The sequence below is a fragment of the Streptomyces sp. NPDC046712 genome (genome assembly GCF_040645695.1).
Lineage (GTDB): Bacteria > Actinomycetota > Actinomycetes > Streptomycetales > Streptomycetaceae > Streptomyces.
On sequence record NZ_JBEYYW010000007.1, the window covers coordinates 149,550 to 170,704 of the forward strand.

Annotated in this window: 20 protein-coding genes and 1 pseudogene; 9 read left to right on the top strand and 12 right to left on the bottom strand. The window is 69.0% G+C overall.

Features of this window, described 5'->3' with window-relative positions; translation table 11 throughout:
* Nucleotides 1–14 precede the first annotated feature (14 nt).
* Nucleotides 15–188, top strand: coding sequence for a hypothetical protein (locus ABZ939_RS12155; RefSeq protein WP_361852296.1), 174 nt, complete (start codon nucleotides 15–17; stop codon nucleotides 186–188).
* Nucleotides 189–477: 289 nt separating this feature from the next.
* Here ABZ939_RS12155 and ABZ939_RS12160 read toward each other — a convergent pair whose 3' ends face one another.
* Both ABZ939_RS12160 and ABZ939_RS12165 read right to left on the bottom strand, forming a co-directional pair.
* Nucleotides 478–1,065, bottom strand: coding sequence for a TIGR03086 family metal-binding protein (locus ABZ939_RS12160; protein ID WP_361852614.1), 588 nt, complete (start codon nucleotides 1,063–1,065; stop codon nucleotides 478–480).
* A 785-nt stretch (nucleotides 1,066–1,850) separates the two neighbouring features.
* Nucleotides 1,851–2,399, bottom strand: a complete 549-nt coding sequence (locus ABZ939_RS12165) for a GNAT family N-acetyltransferase (protein WP_361852299.1) — start codon at nucleotides 2,397–2,399, stop codon at nucleotides 1,851–1,853.
* A 65-nt stretch (nucleotides 2,400–2,464) separates the two neighbouring features.
* Here ABZ939_RS12165 and ABZ939_RS12170 point away from each other — a divergent pair, with 65 nt between their 5' ends.
* From ABZ939_RS12170 to ABZ939_RS12185, 4 genes are all read left to right on the top strand, one after another.
* A complete protein-coding gene (locus ABZ939_RS12170) occupies nucleotides 2,465–3,079 on the top strand; it encodes a transposase (protein ID WP_361852617.1) in 615 nt (204 codons plus the stop codon).
* Nucleotides 3,080–3,172: 93 nt separating this feature from the next.
* Nucleotides 3,173–3,718: a GrpB family protein gene (locus ABZ939_RS12175; RefSeq protein WP_361852302.1), complete on the top strand. Its 546-nt coding sequence runs from the start codon at nucleotides 3,173–3,175 to the stop codon at nucleotides 3,716–3,718.
* 101 nt (nucleotides 3,719–3,819) lie between these two features.
* A complete protein-coding gene (locus ABZ939_RS12180; protein ID WP_361852305.1) occupies nucleotides 3,820–4,419 on the top strand; it encodes a hypothetical protein in 600 nt (199 codons plus the stop codon).
* A 350-nt stretch (nucleotides 4,420–4,769) separates the two neighbouring features.
* Nucleotides 4,770–5,657 (top strand): DUF4436 family protein, encoded by an 888-nt coding sequence (locus ABZ939_RS12185; RefSeq protein ID WP_361852308.1) that lies wholly within the window; start codon nucleotides 4,770–4,772, stop codon nucleotides 5,655–5,657.
* A 119-nt stretch (nucleotides 5,658–5,776) separates the two neighbouring features.
* Here the strand turns inward: ABZ939_RS12185 and ABZ939_RS12190 are convergent, their stop codons facing one another.
* On the bottom strand, nucleotides 5,777–7,888 hold the full coding sequence (locus tag ABZ939_RS12190) for a HEAT repeat domain-containing protein (RefSeq protein WP_361852310.1): 2,112 nt from the start codon (nucleotides 7,886–7,888) through the stop codon (nucleotides 5,777–5,779).
* Nucleotides 7,889–8,015: 127 nt separating this feature from the next.
* Here ABZ939_RS12190 and ABZ939_RS12195 point away from each other — a divergent pair, with 127 nt between their 5' ends.
* Complete coding sequence (locus ABZ939_RS12195; protein WP_361852313.1) at nucleotides 8,016–8,765, top strand: transposase family protein; 750 nt, start codon at nucleotides 8,016–8,018, stop codon at nucleotides 8,763–8,765.
* 73 nt (nucleotides 8,766–8,838) lie between these two features.
* Here the strand turns inward: ABZ939_RS12195 and ABZ939_RS12200 are convergent, their stop codons facing one another.
* The 9 genes and pseudogenes from ABZ939_RS12200 to ABZ939_RS12240 all read right to left on the bottom strand — a co-directional run.
* Entirely contained in the window at nucleotides 8,839–9,984 is a 1,146-nt protein-coding gene (locus tag ABZ939_RS12200) for an SMI1/KNR4 family protein (protein ID WP_361852316.1), read from the bottom strand.
* Between the two features lie 314 nt (nucleotides 9,985–10,298).
* Nucleotides 10,299–10,835 (bottom strand): DUF3592 domain-containing protein, encoded by a 537-nt coding sequence (locus tag ABZ939_RS12205; RefSeq protein ID WP_361852319.1) that lies wholly within the window; start codon nucleotides 10,833–10,835, stop codon nucleotides 10,299–10,301.
* A gap of 84 nt (nucleotides 10,836–10,919) precedes the next feature.
* Nucleotides 10,920–11,906: a glutathione S-transferase C-terminal domain-containing protein gene (locus tag ABZ939_RS12210; RefSeq protein ID WP_361852322.1), complete on the bottom strand. Its 987-nt coding sequence runs from the start codon at nucleotides 11,904–11,906 to the stop codon at nucleotides 10,920–10,922.
* Nucleotides 11,907–12,488: 582 nt separating this feature from the next.
* Nucleotides 12,489–13,067 (bottom strand): phosphatase PAP2 family protein, encoded by a 579-nt coding sequence (locus tag ABZ939_RS12215; protein ID WP_361852325.1) that lies wholly within the window; start codon nucleotides 13,065–13,067, stop codon nucleotides 12,489–12,491.
* A 96-nt stretch (nucleotides 13,068–13,163) separates the two neighbouring features.
* Nucleotides 13,164–14,240 (bottom strand): YihY/virulence factor BrkB family protein, encoded by a 1,077-nt coding sequence (locus tag ABZ939_RS12220; RefSeq protein WP_361852328.1) that lies wholly within the window; start codon nucleotides 14,238–14,240, stop codon nucleotides 13,164–13,166.
* A gap of 957 nt (nucleotides 14,241–15,197) precedes the next feature.
* Nucleotides 15,198–15,524, bottom strand: a complete 327-nt coding sequence (locus ABZ939_RS12225) for a plasmid stabilization protein (RefSeq protein WP_361852331.1) — start codon at nucleotides 15,522–15,524, stop codon at nucleotides 15,198–15,200.
* Between the two features lie 490 nt (nucleotides 15,525–16,014).
* Nucleotides 16,015–17,016 carry a hypothetical protein gene (locus ABZ939_RS12230; RefSeq protein ID WP_361852334.1) on the bottom strand — a complete coding sequence of 334 codons (1,002 nt, stop codon included), beginning with the start codon at nucleotides 17,014–17,016 and terminating at the stop codon, nucleotides 16,015–16,017.
* 64 nt (nucleotides 17,017–17,080) lie between these two features.
* Complete coding sequence (locus tag ABZ939_RS12235; RefSeq protein ID WP_361852619.1) at nucleotides 17,081–17,662, bottom strand: hemerythrin domain-containing protein; 582 nt, start codon at nucleotides 17,660–17,662, stop codon at nucleotides 17,081–17,083.
* 69 nt (nucleotides 17,663–17,731) lie between these two features.
* Nucleotides 17,732–18,556 (bottom strand): annotated as a pseudogene (locus ABZ939_RS12240) (Rieske 2Fe-2S domain-containing protein); the annotation flags it as partial.
* Between the two features lie 406 nt (nucleotides 18,557–18,962).
* Between ABZ939_RS12240 and ABZ939_RS12245 the strand changes: the two are divergent.
* The 3 genes from ABZ939_RS12245 to ABZ939_RS12255 all read left to right on the top strand — a co-directional run bounded on the left by ABZ939_RS12245 (nucleotide 18,963) and on the right by ABZ939_RS12255 (nucleotide 21,024).
* Nucleotides 18,963–19,241: a hypothetical protein gene (locus tag ABZ939_RS12245; protein ID WP_361852337.1), complete on the top strand. Its 279-nt coding sequence runs from the start codon at nucleotides 18,963–18,965 to the stop codon at nucleotides 19,239–19,241.
* Between the two features lie 190 nt (nucleotides 19,242–19,431).
* Nucleotides 19,432–19,668, top strand: a complete 237-nt coding sequence (locus tag ABZ939_RS12250) for a hypothetical protein (protein WP_361852340.1) — start codon at nucleotides 19,432–19,434, stop codon at nucleotides 19,666–19,668.
* Nucleotides 19,669–20,115: 447 nt separating this feature from the next.
* Nucleotides 20,116–21,024 carry a tetratricopeptide repeat protein gene (locus ABZ939_RS12255; protein ID WP_361852343.1) on the top strand — a complete coding sequence of 303 codons (909 nt, stop codon included), beginning with the start codon at nucleotides 20,116–20,118 and terminating at the stop codon, nucleotides 21,022–21,024.
* The last annotated feature ends 131 nt before the right edge of the window (nucleotides 21,025–21,155 follow it).

The window sequence follows — 21,155 nt, forward strand, 5'->3', positions numbered from 1 at the left end:
CAAGGGGGGACATCATGAGCGCCGACGAAGATCGCGACGCCCGCGACGAGGAGGCCCGTCGCCGGCAGAACAGGTACTGGGCGATCGGCATGACGATCGCCTTGATCGCGTTCGGTCTCTTTCTGATCTCCATCTACGAAGACCCCGGCCCGATCTGCGGCACCGGTCAGGACAAGGGGCCGTGCTGAACGCGCCTCCCATTGCACCGGTGGATCGGCCGATGCGGTAGGCGGGTCGGGGGCCTTTCCCTCAGCCAACCGTCCTTCTGCGGTCGGCTTCTTCAGAGCACGTCGTAGCTGGAGCCGAGTGCCGTTGGCCGAGCCGCTGCCCGTCGCGTTGAGGCGCCCCCGCCCGCACCGGCACCAACCAGGGGCTGCAGCCCCTGGCCCACATCGTCAGCGTCGACGCAACCGGCGCTCCATGTACTCGGGCGGCCTTGTGCATGCCGGGGGTGATTCGCCGTCTCTCCACCGCTGGTCAGGACGTCGGAGGGCGCCAGTCCGGGCGTCGGCCGCTCAGGCCCACCACGCGGTCGAGCAGCGGCGCGTCGTGCGGGACCAGGACGACCGGGCCGAAGAAGCCCTCCTCGGCCGAAGCGTCTTCCTCCGGAGTCAGCAGGGCCTCGGACACCGCCAGTTCCTCCTTGCTCACCTCGTACGCCTGGCCTGTCGCCCGCGCGAGGTCCCAGCCGTGGATCACCAGCTCGTTCAGCGCAACCATGCCCATGACGGAGGCCGGCATCTCGATGCCGCCCGCCTGAGTGTCCCCTTCCCACGCGCCTGGCTCGCGCCAGGCCGCTGCCAGCGCGTCCAGCGCCTCAGGCAGCCCGGTACGCCAGTCGTCCGCCAGGACCGGCCGGACCGACCCGGGCGGCGTGCTGGTCGTCGGCCCGAAGTCCTTGCGGGCCGCGTCGCGGAAGGACACGCTCAGCCCCGCGAGATGCGCGAGCACATCCCGTACCGCGTACTCCGGACACGGCGTCGGGTCCCCGAGCCGCTCGTCGTCGATGCCCTCGGCGAGCCGTGCCACCCGCTCCGCAGCCGTTCCCAGATCGATGTGCTCCATCTTGTCCATGCAACTACAGACCGTCGAGGACTTCAGAACTCATCGCTCCGTGCCGATTCGGCGCCCGCAGTCCATCGCCATCGCCATCGCCGGGTACGCCGCCGTGATCGCTGCGTACGGCCGTCTGCGGAGCAGCCGCGCGGCATACGCCCGGCCCGTACGGGAAGGATGCACGGGTCCGGCCACTTCACTCGGAGTGCTGCCGACGGCGCCAGAAGGCATGTCTCCGCCAGCGCTTTTCCTGGCCGTAGGCCTCGGTGTGATGGCGCCGGTAGGCGTTCGCAATGCGGTCCAGGAACGCGCTGTCGGCCCCGAGGGCGTCCGTGTCGCCGGTCAGGCACCGGTCGACCGTTGCGCCGGATGAACTCCTGTGTGGAGGGCCGGGAGGACGCCCGGGGAAGAGAGCGGGTCTCAAGCGCGCTTCACCGCATGGCAGCCGGGGACGACGACCTCGTCGAACAGCTCGACAGCCCGTACGCTCCTCCGGCCCGAGCCGCCCGCGCAGCATTGGCCGCCGCCGTCGCACGGGATCTGCCGGCGTCCTTGAACCTGACGTGATCCGCACTCCGCAGGCGCGCCTGCGGGGACGGCTGACCGGCGGCCGTCGGATCGGGCAGGCGCAGGAGCCGGTAGCCGGCCAATGGTGGTCAGCAGCGTGCGGCCGGGACACGACGGGATGAGAGCCTCCCAGGGCTGGGGCCCGCACGAACTTCGGCAGACGCCCTCGGCGTCAACGTGGCGCGCGCCGAGGCTCCGGGTCAGATTCATGAGCGACGCGGTGCGAGTCAGACCTCGGGAAGGGATGGATCGGGTGTCCAGGGGTTTGGTGCGGTGATGGCCCAGCGTTCGTGGTCCCGCCAGTCTCCGTCGATGTAGAGGTAGGCGGGGGAAACCCCTTCGTAGCGGAAGCCCAGCCGCTGGACCAAAGCCAGGGATGCTTTGTTCGCCGGCTGAATGTTGGCCTCCAACCGGTGGAGCCGCAGGTCGGTGAAGGCGTGCTGCAGGGTGACGGCGAGCCCTTCGGTCATGTACCCGTGCCCTGCGGACGGGGCGAAGGCCGCATAGCCGAGGGACGCGCCCTGGTACCGGCCCCGGATGATCGAGTTGATGTTGACCATGCCTGCGGCTGCGCCGGTCTCCCGGACACGGACCAGAAAGCCCCGGTTGGTGCCGTCGTCAAAGCGACGCATCCAGACCTGGAACTCCTCCGCGGTCGCTGGTAGCTGCATCCATGGCAGGTGCAGCTCGGAGCTGGCCTGCGCGAGCGTGCAGAACTCGTCCTGGTCGGCGAGGGTGAGCGGGCATAGTTCGACTCGTGACGGCATCTTGAGCATGGACCAACGTTAGGGCCTGTGGGTTGTCGGTGACCCGGGTGATCCACTACTGGGATGACATTGCCATGGGTCGTGGTGATTTGACCGGCGCGCAGTGGGCGGTGCTGGAGTCGTTGCTGCCGACGGGGCAGCGGGGTTGGCCACCGAAGTGGACGAAACCGCAGCTCATCAATGGGTTTCGGTGGCGGAAGCGGACCGGCGCACCGTGGCGGACTGTGCCCAAGAGCATCCGTGTGCCTCGGCCTGGCGGCGGCCGTCCGCCCGTACTCGGCCGGACCGGGTACGGGCGGACAAGGCCTACTCCTCGCGCGCCAACCGTGCCTAGCTGCAAGGGCGTTGTCAGTGCACCGTCCCGGAGAAGAAGGACGAGGCCGCCCAACGGAGCAAGCGCGGCTCGCTGCGATGGCTGGCCGCCCACCATCCACCACGGTGGGGCGCGAGTTCGAGGCCGACCTCGTGGCGTGTTGCCTGCCGTTGGTTCTTCGAGCCGGGCGGTCGTCCCGGGCTTGGGCGGGAGGGTTTGGGGACAACCACTGGGCCTTCCGGCCGGGCAGGTGTTCGCCCTTGCGCCGGCGGTGGGGCACGACGAGTCCGGTGTCGAGGTAGCCGCTGTCTGTGCTTTGCAGCCGCCGCAGGCGGGGACTCAGCCCGGTGGACGGGGCTGGCCGAGACGGCTCTGACGCCGTGATCACACCAGCCACAGCACAAGACCATCCCACTCGAGACCGGCGGCGCCCGGTCACGCCTGGAGTGGATCTGGAACACTGTTCACTGTGGGCGAGCCAATCGAGATCGTGCCTTATGACCCTGCATGGCCAGAGATGTTCGCCGGGTGGGGCGTGGCCCTGCGTGCGGCCCTTGGTGATGCTGCAGTTCGTATCGACCACATCGGGTCCACCTCGGTGCCAGGACTGGCGGCCAAGCCGGTGATCGACATCCAGATCTCAGTGACATCGCTGGAGCCGACCGACGCCTTCCTGGGCCCGCTGACAGGCATGGGCTTCGTGTACCGGGCGGACAATCCCGAACTGACCAAACGGTACTTCCGGGAGCCTCCAGGTCAGGACCGCACACACGTACACGTGCGACAGCTAGGCAGCTTCTCCCAACAGTTCCCACTGCTGTTTCGCGACTACCTCCGCTGCCACACGTCTGCCATGACCGAGTATGCAGCGGCCAAACGGCGCTTCGCCGCCAAGTTCCGCAACGACCGGCCCGGCTACGTCCAGGCGAAGGATGCCGTTGTGTGGGACATCATCCGCCGCGCTGACGCCTGGGCTCAGGCCACCGGCTGGATCCCCGATCTGAGTGACGCCTGAACCTTCCCTTCGGACCACAACTACAGTCGAAATCCTTGGAGTTTCTCTCTCACGGCGCAGCACAATTGGATTGCCCGCGATGACCCCTCGTCAGGAGACCTATGTCGATCATCGAGTTGGTAGGTGTCCCCCTGCTCACGGTCGCGGCTACTCTCGGTGGCGGCTGGCTTGTGACCACTCGAGTGACGGATCACTGGGACCAGGTCAAGAAGAACCGCGACATGGATCTGGCCGCTGCGCAGGATTTCCAACGGCTCTACGGGGAGTTCGTAGCTGTCTGGAAGACATGGAATGCCTTAACGAGCGGCCACACGCCCGTCACCACGCCTGAGCATGTCGGCTGGGGATGTCTCGAGCGGGCGACCGCAGCCGAAGGAGAGATCGAAGCCCTGCTGGCCAAAGTGGCCGCCGAGCGCGTGCTGACCGGACAGGAGGTCGATGTGCTCGGTGGTGTCCGCCAAGCGTTCAAGGCCGTCAGGCGGACCATCCAGCGAGGTGAACCGCTCGATTGGTGGTCCTCCGGGGTCCAGCCCTACGTGGCGTTCAAATCGCTGTCAATGGCCGTGTCCGTCTTGCTGAGCACCGCGCCAAGGACCAGGCGTCGGCCGACCGGCACCGTAGCCGCCCGTAACTTCAGAGAGATCACGGACAACCGTCACGAGGCCTCTTGGATTGAGACCGCCCGACGCTTGCCCCTGTAAGACCGGTCGACCTTGACCGTCGTTGATTCCACAGAGCTCCCCCAGGGGACCTGCCAAGGGTTCCTTGCTCACGGGGCCATGGCCGGAGTCGCCGCCTTCATTGCGACCAGCTAAGACGCCGGATCCGAACCGGCCTCGGTCGGTGCCCCCATCCGACACGCCCGTCCGGATGCGGTGGATCGTGGGCCCGGTCGACGAGGATCGCACTGCGGTCACCGCCCCGCGTCTCGGAGATGAGGCCTGCCCGCCACGCTCGTGCCCGGCTTCGGCAGACCGCGCCGCGTGGGCGCGAGGTCCGCTGCCGGCGTCGGGCCGGAGTCCGTTCCCCTTCCTGCCTCGTCGGAGTCACCATGGCCCCACCCTCGGACTCACCTCGTCCCCGCCGCTTCAGGGCGTCGCTCCTGCCGGTCCTGCTTCCCATCGCGGTCCTGATCGTGGTGGCCGTGTCCGTGGGGTCGTGGCTGCAGGTGACCGAGCGGCAGGTGCTCGACACGGTCCACACGGTCGGATCCGGAGCCGCCGACCGTGTGGACGTGGAAGCCACCGTCCAAGGCGTCGACGCCGCGGCCAGAGAGCTGGCACTGCGGGTCCGGGTCACCCCGCGCGGGAGCTTCGGCGAGGGGGAGGGGATCGCCCCGGTGGCCGACCTCAGCCTCCAGACCTCCGTAGCGACCCTCGACGACCTGGCGTTCAAGGCGCACGAGCGGATCGCGACCAGGGACGTACAGGTTGCGATCACGGGTGGATCGATCAGCGACTACCCGTTCGACTCGTACGAGACCGACATCGGGTTCCGGGCACTGTTGGGTGGCAAGCAGGTGCCGGTGCGGCTGCTGTTCTCCAACAACGACACACTCTTCTCGATCTCCGCGACACCCACGTCCTCCCCGCAAGAGGCCGTCGTCGGGCTGAACCTGTCCCGATCGGGCAGCCTGCTCGTCTTCGCGGTCTTCATGATGGTTGTGATGTGGGCGCTGGCGGCGTCCGTGCTCATGGGGGCCTGGTACCTGACGACCCGCGGCGAGGGCCTGGTCTGGGCCGCCCTCGGCTGGATGGCCGCCACCCTGTTCGCCCTCTCGGCGTTCCGCAACAACGCCCCCGGCACACCACCGATCGGCTGCGTGTTGGACTGGTTCGCCTTCCTGTGGGCCGAGACCATCATCGCTCTCTGCCTGATCGCTGTGGTCATCGCCGGTGTCCGCGTCGCCCTCCAGTCAGACGACACTCACCGCACCTAGTCCCCGATCACAATCCACCTCGTCGTTCACGGAACCCACGTCACCCCGCCGTCCGGCCGAGTACGCGCTCAGTGGGAGTGCCTGCCGCCCAAGGATCACGGGGCGGCGTGGTGCGTAGGTCAGGCGAGTCGAGCCACGATGGCGCGGCAGATTCCCTGCAGTTCCTCGTCGTCCGCGGTGCTTCTGAAGCGGCCGCTGCGGCGGGGCAGTGCGAGTTCTGTGCGAATGCGGGGCAGGGCAGGTGCGGCGGACGGGCCCATGCGGTTCAGGCAGGTCACGACGTGATTGGAGGTCGCGTCGTTCTTTTCCCAGGTACCGAGCAGCGTCTGGACCACGACGGCGGCCTCGGGCTCGCCGCCTATTTCCCACAGCGCGGCCGCGGCGTGGACCCGACTCCATTCGTAGTCGGCGGTCAGCATCTGCCGGAGTCGCGGAAGCACGATCGCGGCGGGCGATCCGATCCGGCCGAGGACGTCGGCCGCCTCGTGGTGCCGGTAGCTGTCGAGCAGGTCGTGCAGTCTCGGCACCACGCTTTCGGGGTCGCCTCCGAGCTCCCACAGAGCAGTTGTGGCAGATGCTCGCACGTCGACGTCCTCCGCGTCGGCGAGCGGGCGGACGACGTCGAGGGCAGCTGCGGCTGCGGCGCCGAAGGAGGCGAGAGCGTCCAGGGCGGAGGCGGCAGTTCGCCATTCCTCGTGACGGACTGCGGCGGTGACGGCGTCCGTGATCGCGGGTACGGCTGCCGGGTCGCGCAGTGCGGCAAGGGCTGACACCAGCGCGCCGGCGCTCGCCTCGGACCACTGTTGGGAGAAGGCGGTGGCGGCAAGACGCCTGATCAGCCGCGGTACGAGTTCACCGGCGGCAGGGCGTAGACGGCCGGCGACTTGCAGGGCACGCCAGGCGTCGGCATCGCCGTCCAGCGCCGTCAGCAGGTCAGGCAGGGCCCGTAGGTCGCCGAGGCGTGCCAGCGCGAGGACTGATTCCTGGTGGGCGCGGCGTAGCAGCGGTTGCGGGGCCGCCCACACGTCCGGGCCGTGCGCGCTGCGGTGTGCGGCGACGTAGGCGGCGAGGGCCTCGCGAGCGGGCTCGGAGACGGGCACCAAAGATTTGAGACTCTCGGCCGCCGCGGCTGCGGTGTACGGATCATCGGGCCGGAGGCAGTCCGCGAGAAGCAGGACGAGGTCGGTGTGATCACCGCGCCAGGCCAGGATCAGGTCCTGGGTCATGCGGATCGCGTCGTATCGGGTGGCGGGGTCCGGGCTGCGGAGTTGCGCGGTGAGCAGAGCCGTACGCTTGGGCACGCTGGCGTCCAGCGCCGCGTGGAAGGTGCCCAGCAGGGACGTGGTCGGTGCGTGGACGCGGCTGTGCCGTTCGAGGTCCTCGAAGGCGGCCGCTATGTGCGGCGGGATGTCGTGGGTAGCCGGGCGCTCAGAGGCCGCCGTGCACGCGCATCCTCCCGAACCGGTCCCGCATGCGTCATCCTCGCGCGCGCTGTCCGGCGCGGGCGTGATCCGGCGAAGGAGCTCGATCGCCGTCGGTACGACGTCGTGCCCGATCTCCTGTGGGGTGCATCGGGCCCGGTGGACGAGGGCGGCGAGCCGGATGTCGGGGGGCGACGTCGTGTCGCCGGCCAGGGTGTCGAGCCAAGCCGTGGCTTCGGCATGCGCGGCCGGCAGCCGTAGCGCGAGGTCGGCCATCGTCCGTACGACCAGCAGTCGTTCCACGATCCCGTCCTCGGCAGGCAGCCGGCCGCGCACTGCCTCCACCGCACGGTCGCCATCGTCGAGGAAGAGGCCGAGCCCCTCGATCGCCGCCCGGCGCACGAGCGGATCCGGGTCCGCCGCATAGCGGACCAGGGCGTCGGCGCGTCCGCGCATCTCCGCAACGACGTCCACGTGGGCCGTCGACTCGGTGCCGTCCGGCGAGATGTGGACGGCGTCGATGTCGCAGTCCAAGGATTCGCGTCCGATGCTGATCAGCAACTCGATGACCGATGCCCGGTCAGGAGTCGCGGGGTCGTCGGCCAGGGCAAACAGGAACGGCAGGCTCGCCGCAGTGCACGGGTACACGTGCCCCTGGTGGTGAGCCGCACCGTAGAAACTGCGGAACGCCTTCTCCCGTACGTCGGGGTCGGCCGAGGCCATCTCCCGTAGCCACACGGGGACGTCGCCGGCCGGACCGTATGCGTGGCCCATCGACGACCAGTCGATGCTGTCACGTTCGTTGATCATGGACGGCACAATGAACTTCTTCGAGTTGGCCACCGATCGGGTGATGGTCGTGAAGCGCAACGAACGAGGCCCCCGAGCTGTTGATCGAGATGTCTGACGTCTCAATCACGTGGCTCGGGGGGCCTCGTTGGTCATCCATCCTGCCGCACTTGACCTGCCGCATGCGCTCGTGGAGTGGGTCGCCATGCTGGTTGTCACTCGTGAGGGCGACCGGCGCTGCAAGCTCCGTCCGTCCCAGCGGGCGATGGTGGCACTGGTGTACCTGCGAGAGCACACCACTCTGGCGAAGATCGCCGCCGGGTTCGGGATCAGCGAGTCCACGGCCCACGCCTACACCCGCGCGGTCGTCGACCTGCTCGCCGAACGAGCACCGGGTCTACTCAAGACGCTGCGCGAGCACGATCCCGACTTCATCCTGCTCGACGGAACCCTCGCCGAGTGCGACCGGGTCGGCGACGGCCGGGCCGACTACTCCCACAAACACCGGCGCCACGGAGTGAACGTGCAGGTCGTCACCGACCGGGGCGGCCGGCTGCTGTGGCTCTCGCCCGCCCTGCCGGGCCGCACACACGACCTGACCGCCGCCCGCACCCACCGGATCATCCGGATCTGCGAGCGCCAGGGCGTTCCCATCCTGGCCGATCTCGCCTACCAAGGCGCAGGACCGTGGCGGACGACCGGCATCAGACGCAAGCCACTCCAGGAACTCACTCCCACCGAGAAGACCCTCAACCGGGCGCTGGCCGCAGCACGAGCGCCCGTTGAACGCGGTGTCGCGAGCCTGAAGTCCTGGCGGATCTTCCGCAGGTCCCGGTGCAGCCCCAACCGCATGACGTCAATCGTCAAGGCCATCCTCACGCTGGACCGGCAGCGCTGAAGATCCTTAGTGAGCGCTTCGTCTGGCTATAACCGCCACATGAAGCGCTCACGCGGAACCGAAACCCCTGGGGTCAGTCCTGATCTTGGCTGTACTGGGCCGCGTACCAACTGGAGTCGATGGCGGGGTTGCGCAGCGCCCCCCAGAATCGGTCGTCAGGTATCGGTGGCAGGGGCTGATTGCCCAGGTCCGCATGCAGATCCGCACGCCAATCGAGAGTGAAGTGACTCCGGGTCTCCGCGCTCTCGCACACGGACCTGTACGGGGACCCCCAGATCCCGAGGGCTATCTTCTCCGCGGCCCACCTGCGCGTGTGGTCTCGGCCGGTGTCGGCCTGTGCGAGCACCGCGCGGAGTCGCAAGGCGAGCGGGCCGGTCTGGTCAGGCTGCGGCAGGGCCACACCGCACTCCCACGCGTCCAGGGCTGTCTTGACCTCCGGGTAGTTGTTCAGACCCGTTTCGACCGCCAGTCTGCGCAGTTGCTTCCGCGCGGCGTCGACCACCTGCTCATACGGCAGGACTGCGATCAGCGCACCGAGTTCCTCATGCCCGTCCAGGTGGCTCACGTGGAGGAGGTCGGTGGGGCTGTAGGACAGGTCCAGCTCTGGCAGCTGCTCATCCGGTGCGGGAAGGGGCTCGTCGGCACTGTACTGCGGCCTGGCAGGCGGACGCGCCTCCCAGAACAGCCGGCCGTTGAAGGTGACGACACCGGCGTCCTGGCCGCGCTCAAGCGTGCCGGCCAGTTCGGCCAGATACTCACCCAGCGAGTCGGCCTGCCCGAAACTGGTGCCGGTCTCGTCGAAGAACCGTCCGATCACACCGAAGGAGTCCCGCCCGGTACGGCAATCCATCAGAAGACCGTCCGACGTCACGTCGTAAGAACCGAACTTCACGTAATCGTGAAGCCAGTAGCCCTCGGTCTCCCCGTCGAGGCCCTGGTCGATGCCGCGCATGAACCCGGTGTCCCCGAGGATTCCGCTCACTCCGAGCAGCCGGTCGCCCGTGCTGAAGCGGAAAGCCTCAGGTCCCTCCAGCGCCCCGTTGTGCCGGAGGAGTGAAGCGACCAGGTCCGGAGGAAAGGTGACCCCCAGTTCCTGTTGCGCTGCTGCGATCTCCTCGCCGCCTGCAGGCGGCCGAAGCGTGGCAAACGTGCGGGGCGCGTGCTCGCGCAGCCACGCGTCGATGCGAGTCCATGAGTCCTGGACCAGGTCTGATGTCATAGGGCCGACCTTAGAACCAGCGGCTGACAACAGCTTGATCGTCGCTCACCGGCCTTGCCGCCGGGTTGGCGTTCAGGCCGGCAAGCTTCGAGCGGCCCCTTGGCCCGGCTCACCAAGCTGCTGGCACCGGACGCTGCAGCCGCCCACTCGACACTGAAGCGCTCAGTCGCAATCACCCGATCGGTGGCCAACTCGAAGAAGCTCAATGACGGAGGGCACTGACAGCGAGCCCCCATGTTGCGCCGGCAGGCCCCCCTGTCGGGGGCCGGGTCATTCGATGCGGACGTGGAGCCGCCGCCAGGACGAGACTGCGGTCAGAGCGTGACCAGTCGGACGAGCAGCACCATCAACGTGCCCGCTGTGAACACCGACCCCAAGACCGTGAACAGCAGGTCGACCGTCGCTACGTCCCAGCCCTGGATCGCGAACCGGCGGGGATCTGCTGGATCGTATCGAACCGTGACAGAGGTGCCTACGCCGAAGCCGCCTCCGATGGAACCGCGGCCGAACCTGGATGAGTACTCGCACTCGCGGCCGTCCCGGGTCGTCCAAGCTGCGACCGGGTGGTAGAACTTGGCACCTTCGTCGCCGCGCCTGACGTCGTGGCGGACGATCCGGCCCTGCGCAGTGACACCATGGCGACGGAGCGCGCCGGCGCGGCGGAGTCCGTAGATACCGAAGGCCAGGAAGGCCGCGCCGATCGTCAGCGGGATGAGCGAGAAGAGCCATTCGCGTTCCATGTGTGGTGCGACGCGCCGCGTGGGGGAGTCGGTTGCGCAGGGGGCCGCTGTGACAGCTCGTCTCCCAGCCGTGCCGGGGGGCGGCGTGACGGTGACGGTCTCCTGTCGCATGCGGTTCACGACCGCATCGCGTTCGTCGTCAGCGCGGCCAGCTCGGTTGCCGCGGGGGGCGTACGGTCGCGTGTTCTTCTCGGCTCAGTCGAGCGACGGCACCCGCTCGGACTGGGGCGGCGGACCGGGCGGCGTGCCGTCGCCGAACGGTTGTCCGCCGAGTTCTTCGCGCCCGTGAGGGGTGAGCCAGCCGCCGGATTCCGGGCCCTTCGGGACGATCCCCGTCGGGTTGATGTGGCTGTGGACGACGTAGTAATGCGCCTTGATCTGCTCGAAGTCGATGGTGTCGCCGAAGCCCGGTGTTTGGAAGAGGTCCCGCGCGTACGCCCAGAGGGCGGGGAGCTCGGTCAGCTTCTGGCGGTTGCACTTGAAGTGGCCGTGATAGACGGCGTCGAAGCGCACCAAGGTCGGGAAGAGCCGGACATCGGCCTCGGTGATGGTGTCGCCCACCAGGTAGCGCCGGCTCCTCAGCCGTTCCTCCAGCCAGTCCATCCGCTCCCACAATCGACGGTACGCCCTGTCGTACGCCCCCTGGGTGCTGGCGAAGCCGCACTTGTAGACGCCGTTGTTGACGTCCTGGAAAACCTTGTCGGCCACGTCGTCGATCTCGTCGCGCCGTTCTTCCGGGTAGAGGTCGGGCGCGCCGTCCCGCTGGTGGGCCGCCCACTCGTGTCCCAGGTCGAGGGTGATCTGGGCGAAGTCGTTCGTCACCACCTGGCCCGTGGGGATGTCGACGATCGCGGGCACCGTGATGCCACGCGGATAGCCGGGCTCACGCCTGAAGAAGGCTTCCTGCAGGCGCTCGATGTCCAGGACCGGGTCCTTGCCGCCGGGATCCAGATGGAACGTCCAGCTCCGCTCGTCGTGCAGCGGGCCGGCGATACCCATGGACAGCACGTCCTCAAGGCCCATCAGGCGCCGGACGATCGCCGCCCTGTTCGCCCACGGGCAGGCCCGGGCGATGACCAGCCGGTAGCGCCCAGGTTCCACGGGGTAGCCGTCTCGGCCATCCGCCGTGATCCGCGTCGCGATGTAGTTCTGGTCCCGTTCGAACTCGCCGTCGCCAGCCACGCTCCCCAGCCTAGCCGCTCCGGACCTCGCGCAGCTCGAAGGTCGTGGCCCGTCAGCGCTCCGCCCAGCCGTTGCTTCCCAGGGTCATCCGCCGGTGGCGATGAGGCCGAGGACGGTGGTGCCGACCCCGCCGGCGAGGGCGGTGACCACGCCGGGTCTCCGTAGGCGGTGTAGCCGATGGAGACCAGGGTCGAGCCGGCTCTTCGAGGTCAGGCCTCCTGCGCACAGCGAGGCGGCATCTTCTCCGGCGCACAGGCTGGTTCTGGCTATCCAGGGTCCGCGAGTGACAGCCGAGGACCGGATCTGCGAGCAGAGTGGCTGTCTGAGCCTGCGCTCAGTTTCCGGCGGAGTTCGAACAGGGCGGTGATGTCGGCAACCTGGGCGAAGTCGCGCAGGAGGCGGTTGATGCGGGCGTCGTCGTGATCGCGTACGGCTTCGACGATGTCGTCGATGGCACGCCGGACGGGGGAGGGGAGTGGGTCGTGGCTGGACACCGGCCTCGTCTACCCGGTTGCTGCCGCCCGATGTCCACTCGTTCGGAGGGCTGGCGCTCTGACGGACGGCGGCCCGCTTCCTCGGCACTCAGGGACAGCGAGGCCGCGCTGCGGGGAGTGGCGACAGGGCGCGGAGCAGCAGGCTGGGTGCGTGGCCGACCAGCCAGGCACCGGCCAGGCCGATGACGGCGCCTGCCACGACGTCGCTCGGGTAGTGCGCCCCGGTGTGTACGCGCTCGAGGGCCACCATGACGGCTGCGACCCCTGCCGCTGCTCCCCACCAGAGCGACGTGGTGGCCACAGAGGCTGCGAAACCCACCGCTGCGGCGGTGTGCCCGGAGGGGAATGAGGAGGAGTCCGGCCGGTCCTCGACCTCATCGTGCGGGATCAGCTCTTCCGGCGGTCGGCGGCGCTCGGTCAGCTGCTTGCACACCGCGTTCGACATGAGTTGCGCGGTGAGCATGCTCAGTACGCCGGCGGCTGCGGCCTTGCGTTCCTTGAGCCCGCCAGTGGCAGCCATGGCCAGGGCGGCGGCCCACCACAGTTTGGATCGCTCCGCCGCTGATTCCACGGCGGGCAGCACTCGTCGTGCCCAGGGGGTGTCCCAGGAGGCGGCCCGGCGCGTCAGCCGGCGGTCGAGGCGGCGGAAGTCGTTGAGCAAGCGCATGGCCACCTGCTTTCCATGGGGAATCCAGCCGATGGGGAATCCAGCGAACCGGCCTCCGGGCGCCGGCCTGCCCAGGGTGGGGATCGAGGCTCAGTGTCAGTGGTCGCGCATCTCCTTGCGGTCGGCATCACTCCATGCGCGGGTGTCCCGGGGCTCGACGTACGGCTCCTCATCGGCGGGGTGGCCGCCGATGATCGCGCGTTCGCGGGCCAGCTCGGCATCGAATTCCAGGCCCAGCAGAATCGCCAGGTTCGTGATCCAGAGCCACACCAGGAAGATGATCACTCCGGCCAGGGCGCCGTAGGTCTTGTTGTAGGAGCCGAAGTTCGCCACGTACAGCGCGAAGCCTGTCGAAGCGATCATCCAGATCAGCAGAGCCAGGAAGCTGCCGGGAGTGATCCATTTGAATCCGCGGACCCTTGCGTTCGGCGATGCCCAGTACAGGAGGGCGATCATGATCGTGACCAGTAGGACGAGGACCGGCCACTTGGCGATCGACCACACTGTCAAAGCGGCGTCTCCCACACCCAGGGCGGTGCCAACCTGCTGGGCGAGCGGGCCGGTGAACACCACGATCAGCGCGCTGATGCAGGCAAGGATCATCAACACGAGCGTCAGAACCAGCCGCAGGGGCGTGACCTTCCACACCGAGCGCCCCTCGGGAACGTCGTAGACCGCGTTGGACGTGCGGATGAACGCGGCCACATATCCCGAGGCTGACCACAGGGCGACCAGCAGACCGACAATCGCCAGGATTGATCCGGTGCCGCTGCTGGCCTGCAGCTGGGTCACCGCGTCGGTGATGATGTCCCGTGCCGAGCCCGGCGTGAGCTTTGTGAGGTTGTCCAGGACGCTCTGCGTCGCCGACTTGCCCGCGATGCCAAGCAGGGAGACCAGCACCAGCAGGGCGGGAAACAGGGCCAGGATGCCGTAGTAGGTCAGCGCCGCCGCGCGGTCGGCGAGCTCGTCGTCCTTGAATTCCGAGACCGTCCGTTTCAGCACCGCCCCCCACGACTTCTTCGGCATGTCCGTGGGCCCGTCCGGGGCCGCGCGCTCCACCTGCGGATCGGGCCCTGCGGCGCGGCGCTCGTCGTGCGGCCCGCGGCCGCCATCCGGTTGCCCGCCATCCTGCTGGTATGGGCCATCCCGTTTCCGTCGCCATATCGGTGCCATGCCTCTACGGGTAACCGCAGATGACGCCCAATGAACCTCCGGATTCCGTATTTTTGGGCATGAATTTTCGCGGTGATTGGATGACGAAACATATCGGGCATCCGCGACCGTTGCGGCCGTCGAGGGGCGTGCAGCGGGTTGCCAACGCTGACCAGGTCGTCGCACGCAACTTCGTGCGACGACCGGACTGTCCTTCCCGATGTGGCCTATAGCCCTCGAGCCCTCGGGCCCTCGACTGGAAGTCCTGTGGATTCATCGGAGGGGAGGGAGTCACAGTCGGGCACGGGGTTCGCATCGGTCCCGCTGGGGCCGCAGCCGGAAGGCCGGAAGGGGGGCCTTTTACCGAGCGCGTCGCCTTTGCCTTCGTCGTTCCCGCGCAGCCGTGGTCTCGGCCTGACCTTCCTCCTGGAGCCGGCGGCCCTCCATCCGCATCCCCGGATTTTGCAGCGCTTTGCCGTCGGACTCCTTCATGAGCCCGCGTACGCGTGTGAGAGTGGCTTTCACAATTCCCATGCGATTGATCCTCTGCGCACCAGGGGCGGGATGCGGGGCCGCAGATTCGCGCGCCCGCCCGTTTACTGGAGCGGGGCTAGGACCTTGGTCCTGCCGGGCCGCAGCCCCTCCGGTGTGGCTGCTCCATTGCCGCTACGCCGCGCTCAGGCTCCTGCGGCTTGCTCGTCGTGGCCTCCTGAGTCGGTGACGAGAATGCTTGCCTTGTCTTCGCGTCTGACCCTTTCGGCCACTGCCAACCTTCTGGATGCTCGTCGATTCAGCGGCTATCCGCTCCGTTAGGCAAAGCCATCCGGACTGGTCTCACTGGCCCGGGGCGCCGTCCAGTACCCACCGCGGGCGTCTGATCAGCTGACGGTGGACTGCCTCAACCGCGTCGGGGCCCCGGGTGGCGGGGCCCCGAGGCGGGCGGGGAGGCCGAGGAGCATTGACGTGCCGGGCTCGTGCTCAGTGGCCGAGGGCGTTCTTGAGCTGCTGCTTCGTCATGTTGGAGCGGCCCTCGATGCCGCGCTTCTTGGCTTCCTGGTACAGCTCGTCCTTGGTGCGTTCGGAAGAACCGCCACCGCCCGACTTTTCACCGCCGCGCTGCGAGGCGGACTTGCCCTGAGTGGAGCTGCGGCTGGCCGACTTGCTCTCGCCCGACCGTGCGCGTTCCTTGTTCACGGTACGAGAGGCCATCTCCTTCGCGCGGCCCTCGGACATGCCGCGCTTCTCGCCGGACTCCTTGATGTGCTCGTACTGGCGCTCGCGCTTGGGGCTACTTCCTCTAGGCATGATGACTGCACTTCCTTCAAGAGGGATTCGGGGTTCCCGGCCATGCTGCGCGTACCCAATCCGCCTCGCATCTCACGCGCGCCCGGACGGGAACCCGAAGCCGGTCTCCGCCGATTTAGCCGGGACCTGACCGACTTCCCGCGAATGGCCGGTCTTTGGGATGCCTCATCCGTCGGCGGCAGCTTCAACCGGTGGGCTCGATTGCCGCGGGATCAAGGGGCAGCCGTCCCCTCCGTGCCGAGACCGACGGGCCCGGTTGTTCAGTGGCTCCGGCGACGGGTCTGTGGCGTCAGGGACGAGCAGGCCGTACTCGACGCCACTGCGCAGGTAGTCCACCACCTCGGCGTTGACCAGCCGGGCGCCACCGTCGGTACGCCGGGCGGGTACGGGCGTCGGCGCCGTTGGCGCCCCCGGCACCGCAGCTCGCCGACCAGGTGGCGGCAGGAGGTCGTACCCATGCAGCGACGCGGCGAGGCCGCCGACCGTCGGCTCAACGGGTCGTGAGGGCGTGCGGGACGCAGGACGCGCGCATCGACTCCAGAGCCCGGGCCTGGCGGCGGGCGCGATGGATCAGGAAGTCGAGGCGGACCGGATCGAGCCGAGGGTCCGTACGGGCGAGCGTGCGCAGCGACCGCCAGCACGCCTCCTTCCCCTCCACGCCAAGGCGCATGGCCTCCAACTCGACGACGTCGCTCAGCGGAGAGCGGGAGAAGACCCGGCCGTTCAGCTTGAGTCGCCCCGCCCTCTCCAGCACGAGCCCCAGCGCCGCCCTGCTGGGGCGCCGCCGGACACCGAGCGCGGACATCGTCCCGCGCAGGCTGGCCCGGTCCTGCCGCACCTCCTCTGCCAGTTCCTCCAGCTGGGGCCCGAGGGGACTGCCGCGGTGCGCCCGCGCCGCACGGCGCATCAGGGCGGCACCCGACGAGGCCCCTGCGAGGTGGTCGTTGAGATAGACGTCCAACAGACGCGGATCCGAGGCGTGCGAGGCGACCTGCCCCTCGGCCCCGCGGTCCTCAGCCCCGGCACCGACAGCCCTGCGGTCCCCGGCCCCGCGATCATCGGCTCCGGCGCCCACAACCCCCCGGTCCCCGGCCCCGCGCTCCTCCGCCCCGTGGCCCCCGGTTCCGTAGCCGTTTCTCGAGAGGCGGCCGGCCTTGAACCAGGCGGTCAGCCATGCGATCTCCTTGGCCGCGTCCATCAGATAGGCAGGGCTGATCCGCCCCCGCGGCACGTACACCACGTCTACGGCCAGCAAGGTCACGGCGGTTCCGACACCCGTGCGCCGCGCCGCGCGTACTCCTTCGGCGGTGGCCGCCGTCCGCAGCATGCTCATTCCCGAGACCGCCAGGAGTCCCGCGGAGGTCTTCTGGAGCCAGTCATCCGTCTTGGGGCCGTAGACGCGTTCGAAGGTGCGCAGCGACAGCAGGGGCCAGAGGCCGCCTGCCAGGTTGAACAGTCCTTGTGCGCGGGCCACCGTCACTGGCGCGACCATGGACGTCTCCTCTCGGGGCACGGGGCACGGGGCACGGGGCGGGTGGGCGGCCGGGGGCGGGGCCTCACCAACCGCCCGAGTTCCGGAAGGCGTCCTTCGCGCGGTCCATCAGGGCGGCGAAGGGGCCGACCGTCCACTGCGCGGCGGTCGAGCCCGCGGTGGTGGGGTGGGGGTGAGTGGGCGCCATACGCTCGGCCATGCGCAGACGGCGCCCCATCGACCGGCGGTCCTCGATGTCGCACCGGGCGCGAATGGCGGGAAACTCCTCGCGCTCCTCGCGCTGTGCGTGGTCTTCGACCGCCTGCTGAAAGGCGATGAGGCGGGAGTTGAACTCGGCGCTGTGCACGTCGAGTTCCTCCAGTTCGGCGAGCATCTCGTTGGCCCGGGACTCCTCTTCGTTACGGGCGTCCGCCTCGACCTTCCCCGCGACACGCCGGGCCACGGGCCGCAGGACCATCTCCTCGGCGGACTCATGTACGGCGAGCAGGCCGCGCAGTTCGTCGAAGCACCGCTGCTTCGCCACGCCGTCCGATCCGAGGGTCTCGGCGAGGAGCTGACGTATCCGGTCGTGCTGCTGGACCAGCTGCTCCAAGATGTCGTCCTCCGACTCCACCGTGTGCGGCGTGCCGGTCCTCGAGCTGCTCACGGCCGTTCCTTCGGGGGACGCAGAAGGTCCGCCCGGTGCCCGCTTGCTCCCACCGGTACGGATACGGCCGCGGAGACGCGCCTCGACGCGACCCTCGACGACGCGGGCCTCGAACGCGGGCTGCGGTGAGGTGGCGGGACCGGTCACGTTCCAGCCGTCGGACAGGCGGAACGTACTGCCGTGCCAGGGGCAGCGGACGCAGCCGTCCACGATCTCGCCCTGGGCGAGCGGTCCGCCCATGTGGCTGCACCGCGCGGCCAGCACGTGGACCTCTCCGTCCGTCTCGCGGACGATCACCACGGCAACCTCGCCGATACGACCTTGCTGGGGCCGGCCCACGGGCAGGGCCGTCATATCGCCGAGGTCGTGCCAGCCCGGTGCGACCAGGACGGTGACCTCCTCGGCGTGGTTCGCTCCCGCGGCCTGCCGGTACGCAAGGTGCCCGCCGATCGCCCCACCGGTGCCGACCGCGGCGAGGCCGCAGAACGCCCACACCCTGCCACGCAGGTGTCGCCCACGGCAGCGGGCAACGAAGGAGGTCGTGTAGAAGGCAACGCCGGTGACGTTGGCAACCGCATGGACAAGCCCCACACGCATCTGCGGGCGGCGCAACTCGGCCCAGTCGGTCCAGCCCGCCACCGCTGACGGCACCGCCCCCACCAAGCCGGCGCCGACGAGGACGCGCGCGGCGCGCCGTTCGCCGGGCAGCAGGTCGAGTACGGCGGCCGACAGCCAGGCACCGATGGGGACCTGCACCAGAAGCGGGTGGACCGGATGTCCGAGCCATCGCCCGTGGAGAACGTCGCGGGCGCTACCGAGCGGGAGACCCCTCACCGCCGCCCGCAGGACGTCGACGGCCCAGTCGGCCCGAGGGGAGTTTTCGACGCGCTCCATCGCCGACAGGATGCGGCCGGGCCCTCTGTTCGAAGGCAGTGCCGCGCGGGCGAGCGCGAGAGTGCGACTGCGTAGTCCGTGGGTGGCCATGCCTGGCGTGTAACCCATCACGGGCACAGAAAACGGCCCTCCGCCGAGCGGATCGGTCCAGCGGGAATGTTCTCGATCAGGCGGGGCGCCACGATCCAGCCCCCGCACGGCCGAGCCCGCTGTGGCGGGACCGGCACGTGGCGGGACTGGCTCATCGCCAAGGGCCGGGCCCCGTCCTGGCGCCGAGAGACATCCGGCATACGCCGCTCAACTGCTCATGCCGCACGTTTTCGCAGATAATGGTCGTGCCGCCCTTTGTAGTGCTCTCACCAGAGCGTCCTGCGGCAGGGGCGAGCCCGGGGGCGCTGGAGGTTCCATGGTCATCAGGCATCTGGTCGAGGACGGCGTCCTGCACGTGGAACTCCTGCATGATCTGGACGTCCCCAGTCGCGCCGCGGCCGCTCTGCAGATCGAGACGCTTCTCCTCGCGCACCGCCCGCGTCTGGTCAGGATGCAGCTGGCCACCGCCGACCCGTCCCCGGCGTCACTCAGCGCGCTCGCCCGTACCCGCCGGATGTGCGAGGGCCTGGGCATTCCTCTGACCGTCGTCGGCCCCGCCCCGATCGCCCCGCCGTCCCGGCCCGCAGCCGCCTGAACGCGGTCCCCGTGGCCGCTCCGCGGGCGGTCGGATCTGGCCGCCGACGACCGCCCGCTGAGTCGCGGGGCGCGGTCCCAGCAGTGAGACCTGGCGTTAGGGCTCGGCCGGGGCTTCGCCAGGCGGGTGAATACGAGGCCCTGCCGCGGCGCGACCCCTCACGTGGGGGCCTCACCCGGTGGGGGGCTTCATGTCGCATCTGATCTCGGAGGAACCAATGGCCAGCAGATTCGCAGTCGGGGACAGGGTGACCACGCAGGATCTGGGGCAGACCGCAGGATCGCCAGTGTCGCTCGCCGACCTCCCGGTCGGCAGAATCACCGCGTTGTCCGGCGACACCGCCACCGTCGAGTGGTACGACGGCGAGAACGTCGACGCGACCACGGAAGTACCCGTGTCGCAACTGCACCTTGTCACGCAGGAGTAGCGGCCGCGTACTGGGTGCCTGCCCCGTGCGCCGCTCGCCGCGTCACTGATGACCCTGCGGTGGGTGCAGCGTCCGTGGGTCGCCACGCCGGCGGCCGTGGCCGCGCGTGCCTGCTGCTCTTCCCGCTCCTGCTCGGCTCGGGCAAGCGGCACCCGTCGGACCGGAGGAAAATGCCTGTGATGTGGAGCCCGGGTAGGGATGCCGCCCGACCGGCCCGTGCTCCGGCTCGGCTCTCAGTCCCGCACCCCTGGGCCGAGAGCTAAGGGGGACACGACGCAAGCACTCTTGCCACGTCAAGATCACGGCATCGTCTCCAGGGAGCCATGGGGGCGGTCCGACAGGCGGCCGGACCAGGGATACGCTCGGGCGATGTCGAATCGGGCAGTAGCAGGTGGAGTAGGTCTCGGCCGGGTGATGGCGCATTGCGGGGGCAGCCCAGCGGCAGCTGTGCATCATCTGGCGGGTGCCATCGCCTCCGCGCCTGAGAATCCCGAGCCTTATGCGGTTCTCGCCGAGTTGTGGAGGGACAAGCCCTCGGAGCTGGCCGAGGTCGTTCAGGACGCCGAATCCTTGAGGGCGGTACTGGCGCAGTCGTACATCAGCTTCCTTGAGGGCGACATGGATGGCGCGGCGCTGGCGATGGGATCGGTCACGGGTGCGCAACCCGACATCGCATGGGCCAGAGCCCCCTGGTTCAGCGATGAACGATTTCTCGGTGTGGTGAGTGCGGACGCGCTGGCCGAGGCCGCAATGCGGGCGATGGACTATGGCCATGATCTGGACACCGAAGGTATGCGGGAACGGTTCCTGCCCTGGTTCCAAGCCATCGACGTGGTCTCTGCCCGCCGGCCGCTGCCAGAGGCGTTGGCCAAGATGGCGATCTTGCTGCGCGCATGCGGTCTCACCGATGCGTCTTTCGCCCTCTGCGACCAGGCGGACTTCGTTGAGCGGATCATGCTGATGGAAGTCGTACGAGCGGGCACGTGGCGCAAGCTGGGTGATGCCGAACAGACCGTGGCGGCGTTCGAGCGCGCTCTTGCCCTGGACCCGGCCAACTGGTCGCTCCATCTCGACCTGGCCGACGTACACGCCGAGCAGGGCGACTTCGCCGATGCTGTCCGGCTGATCGATCAGGGAATGAAGCACGAGCCGACCGAGCTTTCACTTCGCGCGGCCGGCGCCGCGTACCGGGCACGGCTCACCGGCTCATCTGCCGATCTGAGCGAACTCATCGAACTGGCGCCGAACCTGCCCAACGGCCCTTCTTATCGGGATCTGCTGATTGATCACGCATGTGCTGGTCCCGCGCTGCCTGCCGAGCTCGTGGCTGCGGCCCGCCGCATCCAGAACAGCTGATGCTCCGCTCCTCGACGCGCAGCAGCTTCAGTCAGTAGGAGCCGAGCAGGGCGACCGGAGTTGATGCCTGCGCCGGGGGCCTGCACAACCTGGGCCTGGCCACCTGGCTCGTAGCCGCCGGCCGCCAGCCA

Coding starts and splice junctions, on each gene's coding strand:
- ABZ939_RS12245 (WP_361852337.1), top strand. CDS start 18,963: ATGGTCATCAGGCATCTGGTCGAGGACGGCGTCCTGCACGTGGAACTC.
- ABZ939_RS12170 (WP_361852617.1), top strand. CDS start 2,465: ATGGGTCGTGGTGATTTGACCGGCGCGCAGTGGGCGGTGCTGGAGTCG.
- ABZ939_RS12225 (WP_361852331.1), bottom strand. CDS start 15,524: ATGCCTAGAGGAAGTAGCCCCAAGCGCGAGCGCCAGTACGAGCACATC.
- ABZ939_RS12220 (WP_361852328.1), bottom strand. CDS start 14,240: ATGGCACCGATATGGCGACGGAAACGGGATGGCCCATACCAGCAGGAT.
- ABZ939_RS12250 (WP_361852340.1), top strand. CDS start 19,432: ATGTCGCATCTGATCTCGGAGGAACCAATGGCCAGCAGATTCGCAGTC.
- ABZ939_RS12230 (WP_361852334.1), bottom strand. CDS start 17,016: ATGGTCGCGCCAGTGACGGTGGCCCGCGCACAAGGACTGTTCAACCTG.
- ABZ939_RS12190 (WP_361852310.1), bottom strand. CDS start 7,888: ATGATCAACGAACGTGACAGCATCGACTGGTCGTCGATGGGCCACGCA.
- ABZ939_RS12155 (WP_361852296.1), top strand. CDS start 15: ATGAGCGCCGACGAAGATCGCGACGCCCGCGACGAGGAGGCCCGTCGC.
- ABZ939_RS12165 (WP_361852299.1), bottom strand. CDS start 2,399: ATGCTCAAGATGCCGTCACGAGTCGAACTATGCCCGCTCACCCTCGCC.
- ABZ939_RS12185 (WP_361852308.1), top strand. CDS start 4,770: ATGGCCCCACCCTCGGACTCACCTCGTCCCCGCCGCTTCAGGGCGTCG.
- ABZ939_RS12200 (WP_361852316.1), bottom strand. CDS start 9,984: ATGACATCAGACCTGGTCCAGGACTCATGGACTCGCATCGACGCGTGG.
- ABZ939_RS12215 (WP_361852325.1), bottom strand. CDS start 13,067: ATGCGCTTGCTCAACGACTTCCGCCGCCTCGACCGCCGGCTGACGCGC.
- ABZ939_RS12160 (WP_361852614.1), bottom strand. CDS start 1,065: ATGGAGCACATCGATCTGGGAACGGCTGCGGAGCGGGTGGCACGGCTC.
- ABZ939_RS12180 (WP_361852305.1), top strand. CDS start 3,820: ATGTCGATCATCGAGTTGGTAGGTGTCCCCCTGCTCACGGTCGCGGCT.
- ABZ939_RS12205 (WP_361852319.1), bottom strand. CDS start 10,835: ATGCGACAGGAGACCGTCACCGTCACGCCGCCCCCCGGCACGGCTGGG.